Origin of the sequence: Pantoea sp. E2023-21 (assembly GCF_051302795.1) — a bacterium.
Classification (GTDB): domain Bacteria; phylum Pseudomonadota; class Gammaproteobacteria; order Enterobacterales; family Enterobacteriaceae; genus Pantoea; species Pantoea ludwigii_A.
This window is the reverse complement of record NZ_CP195345.1, coordinates 131,552-152,324: the sequence shown is the minus strand read 5'-3', so window position 1 is coordinate 152,324 and position 20,773 is coordinate 131,552. Positions and strand designations below refer to the sequence as shown.

Here is a 20,773-nt window from a genome sequence, read left to right as displayed (position 1 = left end):
TCCTGTTACAGCTCAATTTGATACTGTTTGGTATCGCGCGGATTTTTCTTCAGATCGCACACCATCGCGGTATCCACCGGCGCTTGATCGGTGAAAGTTTCCAGAATTTTCATCTGATGGTTTTCCACTTCGGCGATGTGCACATCCAGCGAACAGTGATGGGTAGCCGGATCAACGCTCAGCTTGCCGCTCGGCGAGGTCAGCGTAACGCCCGACTCCAGCGCTTCGATCACCTTCATGCGATCAATATCACCCGCTTTGCGTACCCCTTCTGCCCAGATCAACATACCCTGATACGCGCCCATCGCGAGGTCGCTGATGTAAGGCGTGTTGGCGCCGTAGCGCGCATGGAATCGCTCGACAAAGGCGGTGTTTTCCGGTGAAGGGATTTCCTGCATATAGTTAGCGGCCACCAAAATGCCGTTGCTCTCTTCCGGCGACAGAATGATATGTTCGTTGCCACCGCCAAAGACCGTGGAGGCAATCGGGATCTTGCCGCTCATACCGGCCGCATGCCACTGGCGATAGAAGGAGATGTGCGCGCCACCGACCAGCGCTGACCATACCATGTCGGGTTTAGCGCTCTGAATTTTAGAGATCGCCGCACCGAAATCAGTGACATCCAGCGGGAAGAACTCAACCGTCATCACTTCGCCGCCGTTATCGTGCACCGACTTTTTCACCCACGCTGAGACGATTTGCCCGTAGTTGTAATCCGCCGCCAGCACGTAGACTTTTTTGCCCCACTTCTTCACCGCATAAGGCACCAGCTTTTCCACGGTTTGTGCCGGCGTAGAACCGGAAGAGAAGTAATTGCGATCGCACACGCCGCCTTCATATTGCGCCGGATAAAAATAGAGCGAACGAAAACGATCCAATACCGGACGAATAACTTCACGCGAAGCGGACGTAATGCCGCCGTGTACCACCGCCACTTTATCTTTCAGCGCCGCCTGCTGCGCGTATTGCGCATAAAGCTGCATATTGGACTGCGCATCGTAATTAATCACCTGCAACGGGCGACCTAATAAACCCCCCGCCGCATTGATCTCTTCCGCCGCCAGATTAATCGCGTTCGACATCGGCTTACCGTAGATATCGAGCCCGCCGGATAAGTCGAGAATACTGGCGACTTTAATGGCGTCTTTTCTGTCTGCCGCAAAAGAAAATTTAGGTGCAACGCCCGCGGCCAAGCCTAATGCCGAAACGGCTGAACCCTGGATGAATGAACGACGACTAATAGCCATAGCAACCTCTTGAAAAGAGTAGAATAAAATAGGAGTGTTCCGGGAGGCCGGAGAGAATATAAGCGATCGGCAGACGGCGCTGTCTGCATTTACAAGAGGGTTGCCACATCGTTGGGGCGTTATTTTTATTAAGCAATAACTGGGCCAAATAAATTAAACACCGCACATTCACGTAGCGGCGCGATTAATCGCGCAATAAATTGCGCCGCTACGACAACGTGCGCACTGTTAAATAGCAATTGGCACCAATAAGGTGCGCGGTCGCCAAAAATGGCGACCCTATAAAACCGGTAAGGTCGCCATTTATGGCGACCAAAATAAACCACTCAATTAAAAAATTTAATATCCGTCGGCGTCGCTATCCTGGCGACTTCACCCGCCGCTTTTAGCGCACCGCTCTGCGCATCGAAATGAAACAGGGTGATGTTGTTGGTGAAGACATTCGTCACATACAAATGTTTGCCGCTGGCATCAAAAGCCAAAGCGCGTGGTTCGATACCCTCCGCTTTGTAGCGCACCGGCGATCCCAACGCACCATCCTGTTCAATCCGGAACACCACTAAGCTGTTATCTGAACCACGATTGGCCGCAATTACAAACTTGCCGTTTGGGCTGAGGATAATGCCGCCACCGCTTTTATAGTCGGCGCTGCTGTTTTCGCTGTTGAGTTTGACCTTTGCCTGTTGCTCCAGCCGATCGTCCTTTACTGCAAACACCACCACTTCACCGGCCATTTCAGTGATGACATAAGCATGTTTACCGTCGGGTGAAAACACCATGTGACGCGGACCCGATCCCGCAGGGAAAGTGACGTCACGCGCAGGATCTGCCTGCAGCGGTTGTGACTTGTTGGCGTGATAAGCAAAAGCATGCAGTTTGTCACCGCCGAGATCCGCCGCGTACAGGTATTTGCCATCGGGAGTGAAGGTGGTGGAGTGCGCGTGCCCGCTATCCTGGCGGTCTTTCACCGCACCGGTTCCGCTGACAAACGGGAAAGTCTGTACCTGCTCGCCGAGTGATCCATCGTGATGGATCGGGAACACCGCCACGCTGGCACCGCCTTTTGCCACCGAATAGTTGGCGACAAACAGGAATTTTCCATCCGGGCTGAGGGTGGCATGCGTCGGCTGCTGGCCGTGGCTATCCACCGCGTTAATCACGCGCACGTTGCCCTTGTGATCAATGGCCAGCGCAGTGACGGCACCGGCATTTTCTTCATTGGTGGTGTAGGCAAAACGACCATCGTGTGATTTCACAATCCACGAAGGACTTTTCATTTTGATGAAATCGAGCGGCGTCAGCGTGCCGTCGCTATTGACCTTCATACGGTACAACCCTTCGCTGGGATGACCCGGATTTTGCACTAACGGCGCGTCTGGGATGCTGGTCCATGTGCCCACTAAAGCCGTTTGGTTGTGATGTTCCGCTGCAGTTGCCATTGCACTTCCCGCTAATGTGAAAACAGCGAGTGATAATGCCACGGTTAGACGTGATGCCAAACCGCCAGACACGGATTTATTGTGATTTTTCATTGTCGTACCCACCATAATCGGAATGTTCTTTATAAAAAGCGTTAGTAAAGTTGGATTTTTTATTGTGATTACGGCCGATGACGCAGGCCGCCTAACGACTATAGTGGGATTGATTTTTAAGCGGAGGCGTAGAGAGTGACCGGCCTCACAAACTGGCACAAACCTGTGCTCATCTTCCTGGTGCGCATGAATGCGCACCCTACAAAAACCCAGCGCTATAAACGTAAGGTCGCCATTAATGGTGACCCCATCCGCGCATGAAGATGATAAATTCCGCCGCAGCGAAGCACAGTGTGATTTAATAACACTCCATTTACATGCCAGGGATGCTGACGTTGCTATGCTGCAGTTTTCAAATGGTTTTCTGCTGAGTTTGTCGTTATGTCTTGATATCGGTCTCGCCAATATCGCCATGATTACGCTGGCGATGCAACGCGGCTATTTTCACGGGTTTTGCTTGGGGATTGGCACCTGCATTGGTGACTTAATCTATGCGCTGCTGGCGCTGGCGGGGATGGCGGTGGTGCTGCAATTTACTGCCGTGCGTTGGGTGCTGTGGATTGGGGGCGGCGTGCTGTTGCTGTGGTTTGCCGGGAAAATGCTGTATGCGGCGCTGCAAAAACAGGCAGAACTGCCGGAAACGGAACAGCAGCCGTATCGATCGCTGCTGCGCGAGTTCAGTCGTGGCGTAATGTTGGCGATGTCATCGCCCACGGCCATCTTGTGGTTTGCCAGCGTGGGCGGTGCCTTGATTTCACGGATGGGACACGGCAGCGCGACAGCAACCTCCTCTTTCCTTGGCGGCTTTTTTATCGCCGGCGTGGTGTGGACCTGTGTGTTGTGTTTGGTTGGCAGCATGGGCGGAAAATTACTGGGCGCGCGCTTACTCAAGTACTCCTATCTCGCTTCGGCGCTGATTTTTGTTTATTTCGCCATCTACGTGATTTGGTCGGGTTATCGGGAATTTATTCTGGTTTGATGGGCGGTCGCCATTACAGAAGACGCAGATCGTAGCGGCGCAATTTATTGCGCGATAAATCGCGCCGCTACGGGATGTACGAGGATTAAACGTAGTGCTTATCTGATTGGCACTACGCCATTAATGGCGACCACAATCATGATTACAAACCGGCAATCCGTTTCAAATCCGCTTCCGCGCCAGGCGCAACAGCCAGCACCTGCGCCCCCTTCAGCAAGCGTTCTCCTTCGGTGTTAAACGGGTGATACCAGCCGCCGGCTTCTTTCACCAGGCAATAGCCGGCCAGACAATCCCACGCATGCATATAAGGTTCGTAATAGCCGACCACACGTCCAGCTGCGACCCACGCCAGCATCAAAGCGCCCGATCCGATGCGGATAAAGTTCCCGCCCGCCGCCAGCAGCGAAGCGAGGATTTTGCCCACCTCTTCCGGGCTGACGTGGCTGTTGGCGCCGAAACCGGTGACGTGGTTTTGCAGCGTGCGTGTAGCATCCACCTGCAAGCGCTTGCCGTTGAGCGTTGCGCCCTGGCCGATGGCCGCCACATAGCACTCCTGATAATACGGTGCGAAAATCACGCCAATCACCGGCACACCTTCGTGTAGCACCGCGACCGACACACACCAGTTTGGCATGCCGTTGAGGAACGGGCTGGTACCGTCAATAGGATCAACCACCCACGTATAACCGGATGTCCCCTGTTGCAAACCGTACTCTTCGCCCAGGAAACCGTCGTCGGCAAACTGCGCGCGAATCTGCTGGTCGATCATCTGTTCCACTTCGCGGTCAGCGCGTGACACCACATCCTGCAAATCGTATTTGGTCTCCACCACCAAGGTGTCGCGCTGATGAAAATACTCCAGCGCCTTCGCGCCGCCTGCTCGTGCCACTTTCTCCGCCAGAATCAGGCGTGATAACAGCGGGTCATTCTCTAATTCACTCATCATCCATCCTTAAATTAACCGGCAATCAGGGCCAAACCCTGAGGTTTAAAATCGATGGCGACGTTCGATGCCAGCGGCAACTGCTGCTCCATCTCCGCATCCACAATGAACAGCGAACCCAGTTCCGTTGCGACCTCATATTCAATATGGTCGCCGAGCCATGTGCTGTGTGTCACTTCACCGCGCAGTGCGCCCGCACCTTCGCCGCGCAGCGTGATGAACTGCGGTCGCACCGAAAGCTGCGCCGCGCCGGTTTTTAGCCCATTACCGCGCACGCGATAGCGCTGGCTGCCAAGCCGCACCAGCGCTTCGCTGCCATCCAGCTGTTCCACTTCGCACGGCAGAATATTCGCTTCGCCCATAAAGTCGGCAATAAACACCGAATTTGGCGCGTGGTAGAGGCTCTCCGGCGCACCCTGCTGGGCAATATCCCCCTCTTTCATGACAATAATCTTATCGGACACCGCCAGCGCCTCTTCCTGATCGTGCGTGACGTAGACCGCAGTGAAGCCAAGCCGCTGCTGCAGATCGCGAATGTCGGTGCGCACGCGGCGACGCAAACGTTCATCAAGATTGGAAAGCGGCTCATCGAGCAAGAGAACCTGCGGCTCCAGCACCAGCGCACGCGCCACCGCGATACGCTGTTGCTGCCCGCCGGATAGCTCCGACGGCAAGCGCTGGCCCTGATGTTCCAGGCCAACCAGCTTCAGCCCTTCGCGCGCCCGATCTTGCGCTTCACGCTTATTCATACCCGACGATTGCAAGCCATACATGATGTTGTCGAGCGCACTCATGTGCGGAAACAGCGCGTAAGACTGAAACACCATTGCCACGTCGCGCTCGTTGGCGGGCAAGTTGGTGACATCTTTGCCACCGATCAAAATGCGCCCAGCGGTGGGATGCTCCAGACCGGCCAGCAGGCGCAGCGTGGTGGTTTTTCCGCAGCCGGACGGGCCGAGCAGCGTTACCAACGTGCCGGGCTCAACGGTCAGCGAGAGATCGGGAATGGCATCAAAACCGGCAAAGCGTTTCGAGACGTGTTCGAACACCACAGATCCAGCGGTTACGCGTGTCATACGGTTCTCTCCTGAGTGAATGAGGTTGTTGCAGGCGGTGCAACCATATCGACCGGGCGGGCCACGCGGCGCAGACGCCGTTCACCCACCAGCCACTGGAACATGCCGATGATCAGCAGCATTACTACAATCAAGACGGTTGAGTAAGCAATTGCCACACCGTATTCGCCGTTTTCCACCAGCCCAACGATGTAAGACGTTGCCATGTTGTACTGCGCGCTCACGAGGAAGATCACTGCACTGATCGAGGTAATGGCGCGCACGAAGGCGTAAACCAGTGCGGCGCTGATGGCCGGTTTCAGCAGCGGCAGCACCACTTTACGCAGCGTGCGGAAGCTGTTAGCGCCCAGCGTCATTGACGCTTCATCAAGACTTTTATCCAGCTGGCTCATCGCCGCGATACCGCCGCGCACGCCGACCGGCATGTTACGGAACACAAAGCAGGCCACGAGGATCATCGCGGTGCCGGTGATCTCCAGCGGTGGCAGGTTATACGCCATCACATAGCTCACACCGATAACCGTGCCGGGAATAGCGAAGCTCAGCATCAGCAGGAACTCGAAGGTCTGACGACCGGCAAACTTCTGTCGCACAATCAGCCATGCGGTGAGCAGGCCGACAATCGCCGTCAGCGGTGCGGCAATCAGCGCGATTTCTAGTGTGGTCCAGAACGAATTCCAGGCCACGCCACTCCACAGCAGATGCCCGTCGCTGAAGCTAACGCCGAAGGCGCGAACGTAATGCTCGATGGTCAGCGCATCATTCAATCCCCACGACTGCACAAAGCCACCGACCACAATCATGACGTAGATCACCAGCGTGAACAGGCCCCACGGAATCACCATGCCGTACACGCCAAAGCGCAGCACGCGCGGTAACTGCACATGTTTGCCGCCGTCGCCTTTACCGGTGACGGTGGCGAAGTTCTTGCCGCCAAGCCACCAGCGCTGCAGCACAAAGGCGGTCAGCGTGAAGCACAGCAGAATCATCGCCAGCACCGCCGCGCGGCTCGGGTCGTTCTGCGCGCCGACCACCGAGAAGAAAATCTCAGTGGAGAGCACGCCGTGACTGCCGCCCAGCACCATCGGGTTACCGAAATCAGCCATGCTTTCGATAAAGCTAATCAGAAAAGCGTTGGCTAAACCCGGCGCCATCAGCGGCAGCGAGACGCGTGTAAAGGTGCGCCAGCGATTGGCGCGCAGCGTTTGTGACGCCTCTTCCAGCGACGGGCTGACGCCTTCCACCACGCCAATCAGCACCAGAAACGCAATCGGCGTAAACGACAGCACCTGGGCGATCCAGATACCGGTTAAACCGTATAGCCAGCGCCCCGGTTCGATGCCAAACAGCGCCGCCAGTTGTTCCGTCACCACACCGGAACGGCCAAACAGCAGAATCAGCGCCAGGCCAATGACAAACGGCGGCGTGATGATCGGCAGAATGGTCAGCATACGCAGCGCCTTTTTAAACGGCAGCGGCGTGCGTGTGGCGGCCAGCGCAAACGCCAGGCCCAGCAGCGTGGAGCCAGCGGCGGTCATCAGCGCCAACCACAGCGTGCGCCATGCGGTGCCGCAGGTGCCGCCCGACAAACACGACAAGCTCCAGATCGATGGATCCTGAATGTTGCTGATCAAACCATCCGGCTTGAAGCTGCCGTCAACGTCCTGTACCGACACCACAAACATGCTTAGCACCGGATAAAGTACGAATATGCTGACCAGCGCAGTGAGCAGCACCAAAGAGGCCACCACAAAGGCGTCGCCTTTCATCACGCCGCGTTCGGCTAGCGCGAAGGAAAACAGCAGCAGGAAGGTGGTCAGCATTAGCAGCGCACCCGCGCCCATTGCCGGTTGGCCGGATTCCAGCGCACCGAAGCGGTTCTCCAGCCACAGCCAGCTCCAGCCGCTGTAGCCAATCGCGTGGCCTTCAATCACCAGGAATAGCACGCCAAGCGCGCTGAACAGCAGCAACAAACGGCTGCGCGCTGCGCCGGGCAGCAGGCCGCAACCGGCGCACAGCACAAACAGCACGATGGCAACCGCAAGCCACGGATGTGCGCCCACTTGCCACAGCGCCGGCGCATTAGCACTATCACTCCACAGACTGGTTAACCAGCCGCTGCTAAAGAAACCGGCTTCCAGGCTGAACCACGGCAGCAGCAGTAACGCCACAGCGCCGATGAGCAGCGCGCCTGTCAGACGGCGATTATTTGCATTCATCACATACCTCGACTTCGGGTTTCGTGCGGTGCTTAACCAGGTCGCCATAAATGGCGACCCTACGGGTGCGGTTTTGTAGGGGCGTCATTTATGACGACCTTCCCACCGTCCGCACGGATCATCACTGCGCGCTAGCACCAATCTCTTTATCCCAACGTCCCAGCAACGCTTTACGCTTGGCAGAATCGCCGTAGGTTTTGAAGTCGTAATCGATCAGCTTGATGTTCTCGAAGCGCGGCGCGTATTCAGAAATCTCGGCGTTACGGTTTGACGGCAGCTGGAAGGATTTGGCCTCTTTCATGTGCGACTGCGCTTCAGCGCTCAGCGCCCAGTCGTACCAGACTTTAGCGTTGGCGAGGTTGCGCGCACCTTTAACAATCGACATCGAACCAATCTCATAACCGGTGCCTTCGCACGGTGCAACGGTCTTGATCGGGAAACCATCCACCTCCATCGCCACCGCATCATGCATAAACACGATGCCGACGGTCGTTTCACCCCGCGCGGCCGACTTCACCGGCGCGGAACCGGATTTGGTGTATTGCGAAATATTGGCATTGAGCTTTTTCAGGTAATCAAAGGCTTGGTCTTCACCCATGATCTGCACCAGCGTCGCCAGCGTGTTATACGCGGTGCCCGACGAGTTTGGGTTGGCAATCTGAATTTCCCCTTTGAAGCTTGGGTCCAGCAGATCGGCCCAGCATTTCGGTTCTTTCAGCTTTTTAGATGCCAGCAATTTGGTGTTATAGCCCCAACCCAGCGCGCCAGCGTAAATGCCGACCGTGCGGAAATGGGAGTTTTCCGCCTGCTTCTGCGCCCAATCTTGCTGCTGATCGAGCAGCGGCGATTTATACGGCTGCGTCAGTCCCTCTTCCGCCGCCTGCATATGCGGATCACCGGTGCCCGCCCACCAGATATCGGTGCGCGGATTGCGTGCCTCACTGCGCAAACGTGCATAGGCTTCTCCCGCAGAGAGTCGCACCATACTCACTTTGATATCCGGGTGCGCCTTGCTGAAGATGTTGGTCATGTGCTCGCACACCACCACGTCGGCGGAGCAGACCATATTTAAATTTCCCGCAGCCGAAGCGGCGAACGGCAGTGCAGTGCAACAGAGGGATAGCGCGATGGCCATTGAGGTGACTCGCATAGTGTTCTCCTGGATTGTAGGGTTGGTGCTTCATTGGCACCTTTTCTTGCACGTGTGTGCAAAGTAGTAATGAACAAGAAATGTCCTGTCAAACACCACGCTGCGCAATTGTTAGGCGATGTCACAAAAATGCAACAAATGAGATCTAAAGCAGTTTGCACACCTTTGCAATCTGAGGCAGACTCAGTTCAGCCAGAATGTGAAGAGGTGTTGAGCATGCAGCATGAGAAAGCGGTGGTAAGCGCGCAGGATGTCGCTGAACGCGCGGGCGTTTCGCGCTCGGCGGTGTCACGCGCGTTCACGCCGGGCGCCAGCGTGTCACCGGCAACGCGTGAACGGGTGATGAAAGCGGCAGAAGAGTTGGGGTATCACGTTAATCATCTGGCGCGCGGGCTGGTACGCAACCGCAGCAGCATTGTGTGCCTCATCGTGTCGGAAATCGCCACGCCCTATCGCGCCAGTCTGGTGCGCTGGCTGACGCAATTTTTGCAGGAAGCGGGAAAAGTGGCGATGCTGATCAACACCGATCGCTCGGACAACAGCGTTTCAGCGGCCTTACAGCAGGCGATTAATTTCCGTGCCGATGCTTCAATCATTCTCTCCGGCATGCCCGATCGCACCATCACACGCCAGTGTTACAAGCACGGCCAGCGCATCATTTTGATCAACCGCGACGAAGCGCTGCCGGGATCGCTCAGCATCAATCTCGATGCCGAAAGTGCTGCGCAAACTGCGGTAATGGCGTTCCAGCGCGCCGGTTGTCAGCATCTGGCGTTTGCCAATTCGCTGGCGGGCACGCCGAGCCTAAAAAAGCGTGAAGATACTTTTGTTTTGGCAGCAGAACGCGCGGGATTAACGGTGACGATTGAACGCTTTGGTACCACATCGTATGAAAGCGGACAGATCCTGGCGCATCGCTTATTGACACGTCATCAGCGACCGGACGGCGTGTTTTGTGTCACCGATTTGGTCGCCTGCGGCTTTATGGATGAAGCGCGGCACCGTTTTGCGCTGCGCGTGCCGGACGATCTCTGCTTGATCGGCTACGACAACATCGCGCAAGCCGGATGGTCATCCTACAATCTCACCACCTTTTCTCAGCCGGTGGAACAGTTCGCCCAGGACGCGGTGAAGTGGCTGATGCAAACCGAGCAGGATGAAACCGGCTTCACGCCACAAGTTGAGCAGCAGCATGATAGCCTGCTGTATCAGGCCGACGTGGTGTGGCGTGGCTCAGTGCGCGGCGGCTAAGCGCATCCACTGGCACAAATTGCTGAGCATCTGCAAGCACTTTTCCAGTTGATCGATGGCGATAAACTCATCCGGTTTATGACCCTGTTCCATGCTGCCTGGCCCACAAACCAGCGTGGCGATGCCCGCTTCATCAAACAATCCCCCTTCCGTGCCAAACGCCACCGTGGAGAAACTCTCGCTGCCGCTCCACTGCGCCAGCCAGTGGGCAAACTGCGAATATGGGTCGGTGAGCAATCCCGGATAGGCGCTAAGGGTTTCGAAACGTATTGCGCTTTCCTCCGCCACTTTTTGCATGCTCGATAACAGCTGCCGGTTAGCGTAGGCCTTGGCATCGTCAACAACGCCTTGCACATCCGCATTCGGTAAGTAGCGGATCTCGAAATCAAACTGGCAATCCTGCGGCACGATATTCAGCGCGCTGCCGCCCTGAATCACGCCGGTTTGCAGCGTGCTAAAAGGTGGATCAAAACGCGCATCCCGCTGTGCGGCCAACTGCACGGCGGAGGCGCTGAGATGATTAATCAGCTTCGCTGCATACTCGATGGCGTTGACGCCATCAGGCGCATAAGCGGAGTGGCAAGCGCGCCCCTGTACATAGCAGCGCATGCCAATTTTTCCTTTATGACCATAAACCGGCTGCATCTGCGTCGGCTCGCCAATAATACACATGGCGGGTTTTTCGTGGGACGCTTTTAGCCAGTCGATCATGCTGCGCACGCCCAAACAACCCACCTCTTCATCATACGAAAAGGCCAGATGCAGCGGCATCCGCAGCGGCGCGGCGAGAAAAGCATCCAGCGATGCCAGCACGCAGGCGAGATAACCTTTCATGTCGGCGCTGCCGCGCCCGTAATATCGACCGTCACGTTCCGTCAGCGCGAACGGCGGCAGCGACCAGTTTTGTCCATCCACCGGTACCACATCGGTGTGGCCAGAGAGCATCACGCCGCCCTCACCGGATGGCCCGATGCGCGCATAAAGATTGGCTTTACTGCCATCGGCATTGACGATGCGCTGCGCCGTCATGCCGCGCGCCGCAAGAAAATCCTCAACCCAGCCAATCAGCGCCAGGTTGGATTCACGGCTGGTGGTATCAAAAGCCAGCAACGTCGAGAGGATCTCACGCACGGCACTATTCATCGCCCGGTACGCCATAGCTGGGTGCTTCGCGCGGATCGAGCGCGCGCGTCACGTAGGCCTGCATTTGCGGTTCGTACGCCAGCCACAAAGTATTGAGTGCCGCAACCGGGTCGGCTTCCGCCCAGTCAATACGCAGATCCACCAGCGGCCAGGTGTAATCATCCACCACTTTCACCGCCGCCGAATGCACCGGGCCGGCTTCGCCTCCGGCATCAATCCCCGCCTGCAACGCACCAATCAGGCGACTGGTCAATTCACCACTGGAAGCCTCGAAGGCAGTAACCATTGCGGCAATCACCGATTTATCCTTCAGCATGTTACCCGCCGCCACGCACTCGTTGCCCTGTACCACGGCATAAATGCCTAACGTGTGTTCCCCGCTGAAGGCGGCGCTGCTGCCGCTGGCATCAATCACCGTCACCTGGCGATACTCGCTGAAACGATCCTCCGCCAGCGCACTTTTTAGTGCCTGTTGCGGCGTGAGGCCCGCTTCCAGCTGTGCCAGAATCTGCTGCCCCAGCGCCGGTAACGTGATGTTCTGGCTGGAAACCGCACCAATCCCCGCCACCAGCCACGGACAACGTGCGCCGACAGCGATGCTGGAGGAGCTGATGGCAATGCCTAGCTGCCCGGATTCCGGGCAACGTGCTGCAATGGATACTGTCATGAAGCCGCCTTATTTTTTCCAGTCGTCGGGGATCACCGCGATGACGTCAATTTCCATCAGCCATTGCGGCTGGCCCAGCGCGGACACCACCAATCCGGTTGAAATCGGGAATACCCCTTTTAGCCATTTGCCCACTTCCTGATACACCGGTTCGCGATAGCGGGGATCAATAATATAAGTGGTGGTTTTCACAATATGGCTGAGATCGCTGCCCGCCTCTTCCAGCAGCTGCTTCAGGTTTTTCATCGCCTGCGCGGTCTGCGCTTGCGGATCCCCCAGCCCCACCAAATTGCCGGCAAAGTCCGTGCCGACCTGGCCGCGCACGTATACGGTGTTCCCCGCGCGAACCGCCTGACAGAGATCGTTATCCAGCGTTTGATTTGGATAGGTTTCTTTGGTGTTAAACATCCGAATGCGTTGATGCGTTGGCATAATCGTTCCTGTAGGTTAAATGTCGGCGCTGTAGTGCTGATATTGGCGCTGAATGGCGATCTGATCGGCGATAAATTTCGCGTCGTGCCACACGCCCCAGATAAAGGTGGAACCGCGACGCGACAGCCACGGCAAGCCGAGGAAATAGACGCCCGGTTCGCTGGAAACGCCGCGATGATGCTGTGGTTTGCCCTGTTGATTAAACGCACCCACCTTCAACCAGCTGTAATCCGCTACGTAGCCGGTGGCCCAGATAATGCTGGTGATACCTACTTCCTTGAGGTTCAGATCCAGTGTGGGATCGCTGATGCATGATGGGTCGGGCAGGAATTCACGCGCCTGCGGTTCGGGCGGAAGGTCGAGGCCATTACGTTCGATATAGGCATCGGCGGCATCCAGCAATGAGAGATAGTTGGCATCGCCATTGGCAATGTTTTGCGCTAAATCAGGCTGGAACTGCACACGATCGTCGGCGAAACTACGGGTTAACCCGACAAGATTGATGCCCTGAGCCGCTAAACGACGGAAATCCACGGTGTGACCGCCGCGCGCGCCGCTCACAGCAATGGTGACGTGCTCTTTACCCGGCTGATTGGCGGCGGCATCCCATAATCCCAGCACCCCTAACCACCAGCAAAAATCTCGGCCACGATAGGCGCGCGGTGGACGATCGTGCGCGCCTACCGATAGCCACACCTCTTTGCCCGCACGCTGCAACTCATCCGCAATCTGCACGCCCGATGAGCCCGCGCCCACCACCAGCACGCCGCCCTGCGGCAACTGCTGCGGATTTTTGTACTCGGCTGAGTGGATTTGATACCGCCCGCTGTTCTGCGGAGCAATCGCCGGGATCAGCGGACGATGGAACGGCCCCGTTGCCGCCACGATGCGCTGCGCATTGATTGTGCCCTGAGTTGTCTGCACGGTGAAACCGGCGCGGCCCAGGTTACGTTCTGCGTTGAGTACTTCTACGCCGGTGCGAATCGGTGCCTGATACTGTTCGGCGTAGCTGACAAAGTAGTCCGCCACCTGTTCTTTGGCGACAAAACTGTCCGGCGAGCAGTTCGGGAAAGCCATGCCTGGGAAGCGGTCGTGCCAGGCCGGACCGTTGGCGACCAGCGAATCCCAGCGCCGAGTGCGCCAGGATTCGGCAATGCGATTCTTTTCTAATACCAGATGCGGAATACCGAGGCGAGTCAGATGTTCGCTCATCGCGATCCCCGCCTGACCCGCGCCAATAATTAGCGTATCTGTTTCAGTGATTGGTGATGTCATTTCAACGTCCTTCGTCCCGCCTTGCGCGAGGTATGGCAACTTAAGAAGTTTCCAAGACTATTTGAGCCAACGAAGACGGTAAAATATTATAAATCGAGCGTCTGAATAGAAAATAATTAGCCAATAAATGTTGGATCCCAATATCACAGAGCACACACATTGTAGCGGCGCAATTTATTGCGCGATAAATCGCGCCGCTACGTAAGGCGTACTAAGTTTAGCCAGCGATGCGCGGCGGGGTTAATTCCATACTGCGACAGTAATCCATAAATAATCGTGTAGGCCGGGTAGGTTCGTTATTTTGCAAATAGGCCATGATTAATGTCGATGCGGCCATATCATCAATAATATCCAGCTGCACTAACCGCTCACCGTCATAAGTAATATCGGAACACGGGCGCGTCACCAGCACCGAAAAACCTAATCCTTGCCCCACCATGCAGCGCACCATTTCAATTGACGGCGAACTGTAAGCCACTTCCGGGTGATAGCCATTCTCTTTAAAAATACTGATGAAATAATTTTTGCTTGGCACCACATCGAGCAAAATCATGGGCAAACGCGCCAACTCTTGCAGGGTGACGGCACTTTTTTTCGCCAGCGGATGCGCGGCGGGTAGCAGCGCATAAGGTTTGTGCGGCGCATTCAGCGGCTCCTTTTTAATGACGTTATCCAGCTCTAAATCGTAGAGAAAGGCCACATCAAAACGCCCACGATGCAGACCATGCGTCAGTTCATGCTGCTCTCCGTCATAAAGCTGGATGTTGATTTCCGGGTAAAGTTTTTTGAATCCGGCAATCAATTTAGGCATATACAACGGTGCGGCAGATTCAAAGCAACCGACCGCCACCGTGCCGCACACCAGTTCATTGTCAGCCCGCGAGCTCTGCTCAAACTCATGCGAAAGCCGCAATAACTCGCTGGCTTTCTCATAAAAACGTCGGCCGCTGGAGGTCAGTGAAACGCCCTGCGCGTGATGGCGAATAAACAGTTGCTGCTCAAAGGCATCCTCAAGATTTTTGATTGCCACCGAGATCGAAGGCTGCGCGATATGCAGCTGGCGCGAAGCCTCAGCGATACTTTCCGTTTCCACGACGGTGACGAAATATTTGAGTTGCTTGAGGGTAAAATGAGTCATGATTGCGCCATTAACAGAATATTGTCTAAAGGATGGATTAGCGAGTTTTACGCTAAGCAATTTTAATAAAGCAAGCGACATGCCAGCTTTTAGTGAAGCAAGCTGCAATAAACACCTCAATTAATCCGTTATTCGCCCAAGCTAACGCACCAAAATAATCCACCCCGCGCCAATATGCAGCAGGCGCTGCACAGTAAAAGTGCGGGATATTTTCATTCAACAGACAATAACGCTGCGCAATTTATTACCCACCCGCAATAAATAAATCAGTCGTGTTGGCTGGATAGTTTTTTTTAATTTAAAGGCCACAAATTTAATAATTGCCTCACGCCTAATCCTGCCGCCATAGTGTCTGACATCTTGATAACAGGCGGTCACCCTCCTCTAACTTCGGAATAACACTCATGTCTGCAAACCCGTTCGAAAACGGAGAATTTCTCTCTCTGGCAAAAGCCATGTCGCCCGCCGAACTGAGCGATATTCTCAGCGGTCATGGCATGTGGAAAACAGAGTCAAATGAACGTTTAGGCATTCCCCGGATGGTGATGACCGATGGCACTTATGGCGTGCGCTACTCTATCCAGCAAATTGACGGCGATGAAAAAGGTGGGCAGGACTTCGCAGGCTTTTTAAATGTGGTTAATCAGCGAGCTAAAGATGTCGAAGTCGCATGGGGCACGATGAAACCGGCCACCTGCTTCCCCAATGGATCAAGCTTTGCCTGCAGCTGGGACAATGACCTGGCGCTAACGCTGGGCGATGCGCTGGGCAGAGAGTGCCAGCAAATGGGTGTGCATATGCTGCTCGGCCCGGGCATCAACATTCGCCGTACCCCGCTCGGTGGCCGCAGTTACGAATACTACTCTGAAGATCCGCTGATCTCCGGCGAAATCGCCAGCGGCGTGATCAATGGCTTACAGCAGCAGAACGTCGGCGCTTCGCTGAAGCATTTCGCTTGCAACAACTCCGAAATCGAACGCACCAGCATGAATTCGATTGTTGATGAGCGCGCACTACGTGAAATCTACCTGCGTGGCTTCGAGCGTGCGATTAAGCAATCTAATCCGTGGACGGTAATGAGCTCCTATAACCGTCTGAACGGCACGCAAACCGCTGAGCACAGCTGGCTGCTGACGGATGTTCTGCGCCACGACTGGGGATTCGACGGCGTGGTGATCGCCGACTGGCATGGCATCAAAGATCGTCCGCAGTCGCTGCTGGCCGGTAACGACCTAGACATGCCTGAAAGCGAAACGCGTAAAGCCGCGCTGGCGGCAGCGATTGAACACGGTGAGGTGTCGCGTGAACACGCCGAGATTTCCGCCGTTCGTGTGATGGAGATGGTGCACCGCGCCATTCACGGTGAGAAGCGCGCCACGGTGGTGGATCACGCTGAGCATCACGCATTAGCACGCCGCATGGTCGCCGAATCGATTGTGCTGCTCAAGAACGACAACCAAATGTTGCCGCTTGATGCGGCGCGCTGCCAGCGCGTGTTAGTGGTGGGTGAAGGCGCAAAAACGCCGGTGATTCAGGGTTCCGGCTGCGCCACTACGCTGCCGACTCAGGTGGATATTCCGTGGGATGAAATGGCAAAACTCGCCAACGGCATCACGCTGAACTGGTGCCGTGGCGATGCCAACGAAGCTGAAAGTGCGCAAACGCTGCGAGATGAAGCCTGCGCGGCGGCGCGTGAAGCCGATCGCGTGGTGGTGTTTGCCAACAGTGAAGACGGTTATGACGGCGAAGGTTCCGATCGTCGCACCCTGAATCTACAGGCGGGTCAGGATGCGCTGATTGCCGCGCTGGCGGCGGTCAATCCCAACGTTATTGTGGTGCTGGCTAACCCGGACGCGGTAGTGATGCCGTGGCTGGAAAACGTTGCGGCGGTGGTGGAAACCTTCTACGCCGGGCAAGCGATGGGCGGCGGACTGGCCGATGTGTTGTTTGGCGTGGTCAACCCAAGCGGCAAACTCACCGTCACCTTCCCGCAGCAGATTCAGGACATCCCCGGCTGGCACAGCTATCCGGGCGAAAATGGCCAGCATCGGTATAGCGAAGGCGTTTTCGTTGGTTATCGTTGGTATGACGTGCGCCAGCTCGCGCCCCTGTTCCCGTTCGGTTATGGCCTTAGCTACACCACGTTCGCCTACAGCGATATCACGGTAGATCGCCACACCCTCAAAACCGGCGAAACGCTGGCCGTCAGCTTCACGCTCACCAACACCGGTCACCGCGCCGGAAAAGAGGTGAGCCAGCTGTATAGCCGCTATTGCGATTCGCGCCAGAAGCGTCCATTGCAGGATCTGCGGGCTTTCAGCAAAACCGAATTGCAGCCGGGCGAACAGCGTCGTATCAGCCTGACGCTGCCGGTGGACGACCTGCGCTATTACGATACGGGCCGCCAGCAGTGGGTTCTGGAGGAAGGTGACATTGCGCTGTGCATTGGCGGTCATTCCCGCGATCTGCCATTGCAAATAAAGGTTAAGGCGCTCAATAAGGTGGCGCGGTATCGCCTGATCGCGCGCGACACGCAGCCGATTTTCATTTTGGAAAACCCGATTGCACGCAGCCACTTTAATGCCTTCCTGCAGCAGCAACTGGTCATCTCTGAACAGGATGCCGATCGCCTGCTGGAACACTGCACCAACTCCTTCGTCGGTTTCGTCACCACCTTTGATCGTCGTTTTCGCCAACGCTTCGATCAGCAGGCGATCGATACGCTAATCACTAATGTGAACGCCGCCATTCTTCAGGCAGAAAAAGAGTAAGGCACCAACACCAGGCATTCATCTAATAACAACAAGCTATGCAGAGGGTAATAATGGACAAAAAGAAAGGCTACTCCCGCCGTGACGCGTTGAAACTGGGCTTCAGTGCCGCTGCGGTGGCTTCGGTCGCGCCAATGATCATCTCACGCCCGGCGCGTGCCGCTGAGGTCACGACGCTGACCGTCGCCGATGTTGGCGGACCTTACGGCACCGGTTTCAGCAAAGCGTTTTACAAACCGTTTGAACAAGCCACCGGCATCAAGATTATTAACACCGTGCTCGGCCCCGATCCGGTGCCGCAATTCCAGATGATGGTGGATACCAAAAATTATCTGTTTGATGTGGCGTTGCTCAACCCCGAGCATCTGGTGCGCCTTAACAAGCTGAACAAGCCGTATCTGGAAGACATCAATGTGAAGGTGGCGGACCCGGAAAACTACGTGAAGGGATCGATTACCAAACAGTTTGGCGGCGTCAGCATCTTCGCGCTGGCGCTCGGTTACCGTCTGGATGCCTTCTCGGGCGATAAGGCACCGAAAAACTGGGTCGACTTCTGGAACACCGAGAAATTCAAAGGCCGTCGCGGTCTGTGGCGCAGCCCCATTTGTACGCTGGAAGTGGCGCTGATGGCCGATGGCGTTGACCCGAAAAATCTCTATCCGCTGGATGTCGATCGTGCCTTCCGCAGCCTCGACAAAATCCGCAAGAGCATTGATGTGTGGTGGACCGGCGGCGCGCAGGCGACGCAGCTGCTGCAAAGCGGCGAGTTGGATATGCTGAGTATCTGGAGCACTCGCGCGCAAACCGCGATTGATGCCGGTACGCCTGCCGCCATCGCCTGGGATCAGGGCCTGTACAACATCGACGGCTGGACCATTCCGCACGGCAGCCCAAAACTCGACGCCGCACGCAAGTTCATCCAGTTCTGTATGGATGCCAAACGCCAGTCGCTGTTTACCGAAGATCTGGCCTGCGGCCCTACCAACATCAAAGCCTACGACTTCATTGATAAGAAGAAAGCCACGCTGCTGCCCACCGCGCCAGACCATATCGGGCAACTGGCGCTGCTCGGCGCAGATTACTGGGGTGAAAACCAGCTGGCTCTGACCGAACGCTTCGAAAAATGGGTAATGAGTTGATCCGCAAGAGGGCTGCGGCCCTCTTACGCTGGAGGATTTCTTCTTGACTGAATTTGCTACATCGCCTGCCAACAAACAGCGTGCGCGTAAAACCTGGCGTCTGCATCCGTTATGGTTGACGGCTCCGGGGCTGCTGTTCTTAGCGGTATTCCTAGCCTGGCCAACCCTTAAACTGATGCTGTTGAGTTTTCAGGACAGCGACGGCCACTTCTCGCTGGATGTCTGGAGCCAGATGTTCGGTGCCGGTATTTACGTCAAAGTGACGCTCAATACCTTTGTTATCGCGCTGCAAACCACGCTGGCTTGCTTACTGATCGCTTATCCCGTCGCCTACTGGCTGGCGCAGCTCAGCGAAAACACCCGCCGCCGCCTGATGTGGTTGATTTTGCTGCCGTTCTGGACCAGCGCCTTGTTGAAAAACTTCGCGTGGATGGTGTTGCTGTCACGACGCGGGATTTTGTCCGAGATGTTAATGGGGCTGGGAGCCGATCAACCGCTCAACGTGCTGTATACCCGTGGCGTGGTGGTGTTTGCCATGGTGCACAGCATGCTGCCGCTGGCGATCATCACCATGTTACCGACCATGACCAGCATCGACAGCCGCCTGATGCCCGCCAGTCACACGTTGGGCGCTTCGCGTGCGCAGGCGTTCTGGCGCATTTTTTTCCCGCTGTCGATGCCCGGTTTAATCGCCTCCTGTTTGCTGATTTTCATTGGCTCGCTTGGCTTCTTTATCACACCTGCGCTGCTCGGCAGCCCGCAGGATTCGGTGATCGGCCAGCTATTGATTACCCAGGTGCAGCAGCTGCTGAACTGGCGTCTGGCGGGTGCCATCGCCATGCTGCTGTTGGTGGTGACGCTGCTGGTGTGCATCGGCTATGACAAGCTATTTGGTATGTCTTCGATTGCCGGGGGCGAAGGCCACGCCAGCAGCCCACGCATCCGCGCCGTTGGCTATGCGCTGGTGGCGGTTATGGCGCGCATTAGCGACATACTGGCATCCCTGCTGAGTCTCTTTGGTAAACCGCGTCTTGGCTGGCTGCTCACGCTGTTTAGCGTACTGGTGATCGCCGTGCTGATTCTGCCGGTGGTGTCATTCCTTCCCATGGCGTTTAGCAGTTCCAGCTTCCTGCAATTCCCGCCGCCGGGCTTCTCGCTGCGCTGGATGGAAACCTATCTGGAATCACCGATCTGGACCGGCGCTACCGCGCGCTCCTTCGGCATTGCTCTGGTCACCGGCGTGCTGGCGGTAATTATCGCGACCACCGCGGCTTTTGGTCTGGCACGCCATCAGGGCAAGAGCGGCAGCGTAGTGGTGATGACCTTTCTGTTGCCAATGATTGTGCCCAACATCGTCACCGCCGTGGCGCTGTTCTATCTGTTTGCCACGCTGGGATTGGTGGGCTCGAACCTCGGCATCATTCTGGGCCACACCGTGATGGCGATTCCGGTGGTGTTCATCATTATCCTCACCACCTTTAAGAACTACGACTGGCGACTCGATCAAGCCGCCGGCACGCTTGGTGCCAGCCGGTTGCGGGTGATTTGGGACGTCACGCTGCCGCTGATCAAAGGCAGCATGGTGGCCGCCTTTATCTTCGGCTTCCTTAACTCGTTTGAAGAGCTGACGGTAGCGCTGTTTGTCGGCGGCGGGGTGAAACAGACGCTGCCAAAACAGATGTGGGACGATGTGTTGCTGTCCGTGACGCCCACGCTAGCGGCCGCTTCGGTGATTATCCTCACCATCGTGACGCTGTTATTTATTGTGGCTGAGCGTTCGCGCCGTAAAGCTGAAGCCTTGTAAGGAAAAA

The 20,773-nt window shown here is 56.2% G+C and carries 16 protein-coding genes; 5 read left to right on the top strand and 11 right to left on the bottom strand.

What is annotated here, in order from left to right:
• Positions 1-5: 5 nt before the first annotated feature.
• Both ACRQ84_RS19695 and ACRQ84_RS19690 read right to left on the bottom strand, forming a co-directional pair.
• Positions 6-1,247, bottom strand: a complete 1,242-nt coding sequence (locus ACRQ84_RS19695) for an urea ABC transporter substrate-binding protein (RefSeq protein WP_483818315.1) — start codon at positions 1,245-1,247, stop codon at positions 6-8.
• A 326-nt stretch (positions 1,248-1,573) separates the two neighbouring features.
• On the bottom strand, positions 1,574-2,794 hold the full coding sequence (locus ACRQ84_RS19690; RefSeq protein ID WP_483818314.1) for a lactonase family protein: 1,221 nt from the start codon (positions 2,792-2,794) through the stop codon (positions 1,574-1,576).
• Positions 2,795-3,119: 325 nt separating this feature from the next.
• On the opposite strand from ACRQ84_RS19690, the gene ACRQ84_RS19685 reads away from it, so the two are divergent.
• Complete coding sequence (locus ACRQ84_RS19685; RefSeq protein ID WP_483818313.1) at positions 3,120-3,758, top strand: LysE family translocator; 639 nt, start codon at positions 3,120-3,122, stop codon at positions 3,756-3,758.
• Between the two features lie 142 nt (positions 3,759-3,900).
• On the opposite strand, the gene ACRQ84_RS19680 is transcribed toward ACRQ84_RS19685, so the two are convergent.
• From ACRQ84_RS19680 to ACRQ84_RS19665, 4 genes are all read right to left on the bottom strand, one after another.
• Entirely contained in the window at positions 3,901-4,701 is an 801-nt protein-coding gene (locus tag ACRQ84_RS19680) for an inositol monophosphatase family protein (RefSeq protein WP_483818500.1), read from the bottom strand.
• Between the two features lie 14 nt (positions 4,702-4,715).
• Positions 4,716-5,777, bottom strand: a complete 1,062-nt coding sequence (locus tag ACRQ84_RS19675) for an ABC transporter ATP-binding protein (RefSeq protein ID WP_008109395.1) — start codon at positions 5,775-5,777, stop codon at positions 4,716-4,718.
• Positions 5,774-7,996 (bottom strand): ABC transporter permease, encoded by a 2,223-nt coding sequence (locus tag ACRQ84_RS19670; RefSeq protein ID WP_483818312.1) that lies wholly within the window; start codon positions 7,994-7,996, stop codon positions 5,774-5,776. Before ACRQ84_RS19670 ends, ACRQ84_RS19675 begins: the two co-directional genes overlap by 4 nt.
• A gap of 121 nt (positions 7,997-8,117) precedes the next feature.
• Positions 8,118-9,146 carry an ABC transporter substrate-binding protein gene (locus ACRQ84_RS19665; protein ID WP_064739903.1) on the bottom strand — a complete coding sequence of 343 codons (1,029 nt, stop codon included), beginning with the start codon at positions 9,144-9,146 and terminating at the stop codon, positions 8,118-8,120.
• A 216-nt stretch (positions 9,147-9,362) separates the two neighbouring features.
• Between ACRQ84_RS19665 and ACRQ84_RS19660 the strand changes: the two genes are divergently transcribed.
• Entirely contained in the window at positions 9,363-10,397 is a 1,035-nt protein-coding gene (locus ACRQ84_RS19660; RefSeq protein WP_483818311.1) for a LacI family DNA-binding transcriptional regulator, read from the top strand.
• On the opposite strand, the gene argE is transcribed toward ACRQ84_RS19660, so the two are convergent.
• From argE to ACRQ84_RS19635, 5 genes are all read right to left on the bottom strand, one after another.
• Positions 10,380-11,540: an acetylornithine deacetylase gene (gene argE / locus ACRQ84_RS19655; RefSeq protein WP_483818310.1), complete on the bottom strand. Its 1,161-nt coding sequence runs from the start codon at positions 11,538-11,540 to the stop codon at positions 10,380-10,382. The two genes, ACRQ84_RS19660 and argE, sit on opposite strands and share 18 nt — an antisense overlap.
• The gene (locus ACRQ84_RS19650) at positions 11,533-12,207 is read right to left on the bottom strand and encodes a DUF1028 domain-containing protein (RefSeq protein WP_064739900.1); all 675 of its coding nucleotides are present in this window, start codon (positions 12,205-12,207) and stop codon (positions 11,533-11,535) included. The genes argE and ACRQ84_RS19650 overlap by 8 nt, the downstream gene beginning before the upstream one ends.
• A 9-nt stretch (positions 12,208-12,216) precedes the next feature.
• Positions 12,217-12,639: a RidA family protein gene (locus tag ACRQ84_RS19645; RefSeq protein WP_064739899.1), complete on the bottom strand. Its 423-nt coding sequence runs from the start codon at positions 12,637-12,639 to the stop codon at positions 12,217-12,219.
• Between the two features lie 15 nt (positions 12,640-12,654).
• Positions 12,655-13,914, bottom strand: a complete 1,260-nt coding sequence (locus tag ACRQ84_RS19640) for a flavin-containing monooxygenase (RefSeq protein WP_064739898.1) — start codon at positions 13,912-13,914, stop codon at positions 12,655-12,657.
• 217 nt (positions 13,915-14,131) lie between these two features.
• On the bottom strand, positions 14,132-15,052 hold the full coding sequence (locus ACRQ84_RS19635; RefSeq protein WP_064739897.1) for a LysR family transcriptional regulator: 921 nt from the start codon (positions 15,050-15,052) through the stop codon (positions 14,132-14,134).
• A gap of 404 nt (positions 15,053-15,456) precedes the next feature.
• Between ACRQ84_RS19635 and ACRQ84_RS19630 the strand changes: the two genes are divergently transcribed.
• The 3 genes from ACRQ84_RS19630 to ACRQ84_RS19620 are packed head-to-tail and all read left to right on the top strand — an operon-like array spanning position 15,457 to position 20,766.
• Positions 15,457-17,823, top strand: a complete 2,367-nt coding sequence (locus tag ACRQ84_RS19630) for a glycoside hydrolase family 3 C-terminal domain-containing protein (protein ID WP_483818309.1) — start codon at positions 15,457-15,459, stop codon at positions 17,821-17,823.
• Positions 17,824-17,876: 53 nt separating this feature from the next.
• Positions 17,877-18,962 (top strand): ABC transporter substrate-binding protein, encoded by a 1,086-nt coding sequence (locus ACRQ84_RS19625; protein ID WP_483818308.1) that lies wholly within the window; start codon positions 17,877-17,879, stop codon positions 18,960-18,962.
• A gap of 43 nt (positions 18,963-19,005) precedes the next feature.
• Positions 19,006-20,766 (top strand): ABC transporter permease subunit, encoded by a 1,761-nt coding sequence (locus tag ACRQ84_RS19620; RefSeq protein ID WP_483818307.1) that lies wholly within the window; start codon positions 19,006-19,008, stop codon positions 20,764-20,766.
• The last annotated feature ends 7 nt before the right edge of the window (positions 20,767-20,773 follow it).

Coding starts and splice junctions, on each gene's coding strand:
- ACRQ84_RS19645 (WP_064739899.1), bottom strand. CDS start 12,639: ATGCCAACGCATCAACGCATTCGGATGTTTAACACCAAAGAAACCTAT.
- ACRQ84_RS19640 (WP_064739898.1), bottom strand. CDS start 13,914: ATGACATCACCAATCACTGAAACAGATACGCTAATTATTGGCGCGGGT.
- ACRQ84_RS19680 (WP_483818500.1), bottom strand. CDS start 4,701: ATGAGTGAATTAGAGAATGACCCGCTGTTATCACGCCTGATTCTGGCG.
- ACRQ84_RS19630 (WP_483818309.1), top strand. CDS start 15,457: ATGTCTGCAAACCCGTTCGAAAACGGAGAATTTCTCTCTCTGGCAAAA.
- ACRQ84_RS19650 (WP_064739900.1), bottom strand. CDS start 12,207: ATGACAGTATCCATTGCAGCACGTTGCCCGGAATCCGGGCAGCTAGGC.
- ACRQ84_RS19635 (WP_064739897.1), bottom strand. CDS start 15,052: ATGACTCATTTTACCCTCAAGCAACTCAAATATTTCGTCACCGTCGTG.
- ACRQ84_RS19665 (WP_064739903.1), bottom strand. CDS start 9,146: ATGCGAGTCACCTCAATGGCCATCGCGCTATCCCTCTGTTGCACTGCA.
- argE (WP_483818310.1), bottom strand. CDS start 11,540: ATGAATAGTGCCGTGCGTGAGATCCTCTCGACGTTGCTGGCTTTTGAT.
- ACRQ84_RS19695 (WP_483818315.1), bottom strand. CDS start 1,247: ATGGCTATTAGTCGTCGTTCATTCATCCAGGGTTCAGCCGTTTCGGCA.
- ACRQ84_RS19690 (WP_483818314.1), bottom strand. CDS start 2,794: ATGGTGGGTACGACAATGAAAAATCACAATAAATCCGTGTCTGGCGGT.
- ACRQ84_RS19685 (WP_483818313.1), top strand. CDS start 3,120: ATGCTGCAGTTTTCAAATGGTTTTCTGCTGAGTTTGTCGTTATGTCTT.
- ACRQ84_RS19660 (WP_483818311.1), top strand. CDS start 9,363: ATGCAGCATGAGAAAGCGGTGGTAAGCGCGCAGGATGTCGCTGAACGC.
- ACRQ84_RS19625 (WP_483818308.1), top strand. CDS start 17,877: ATGGACAAAAAGAAAGGCTACTCCCGCCGTGACGCGTTGAAACTGGGC.
- ACRQ84_RS19670 (WP_483818312.1), bottom strand. CDS start 7,996: ATGAATGCAAATAATCGCCGTCTGACAGGCGCGCTGCTCATCGGCGCT.
- ACRQ84_RS19675 (WP_008109395.1), bottom strand. CDS start 5,777: ATGACACGCGTAACCGCTGGATCTGTGGTGTTCGAACACGTCTCGAAA.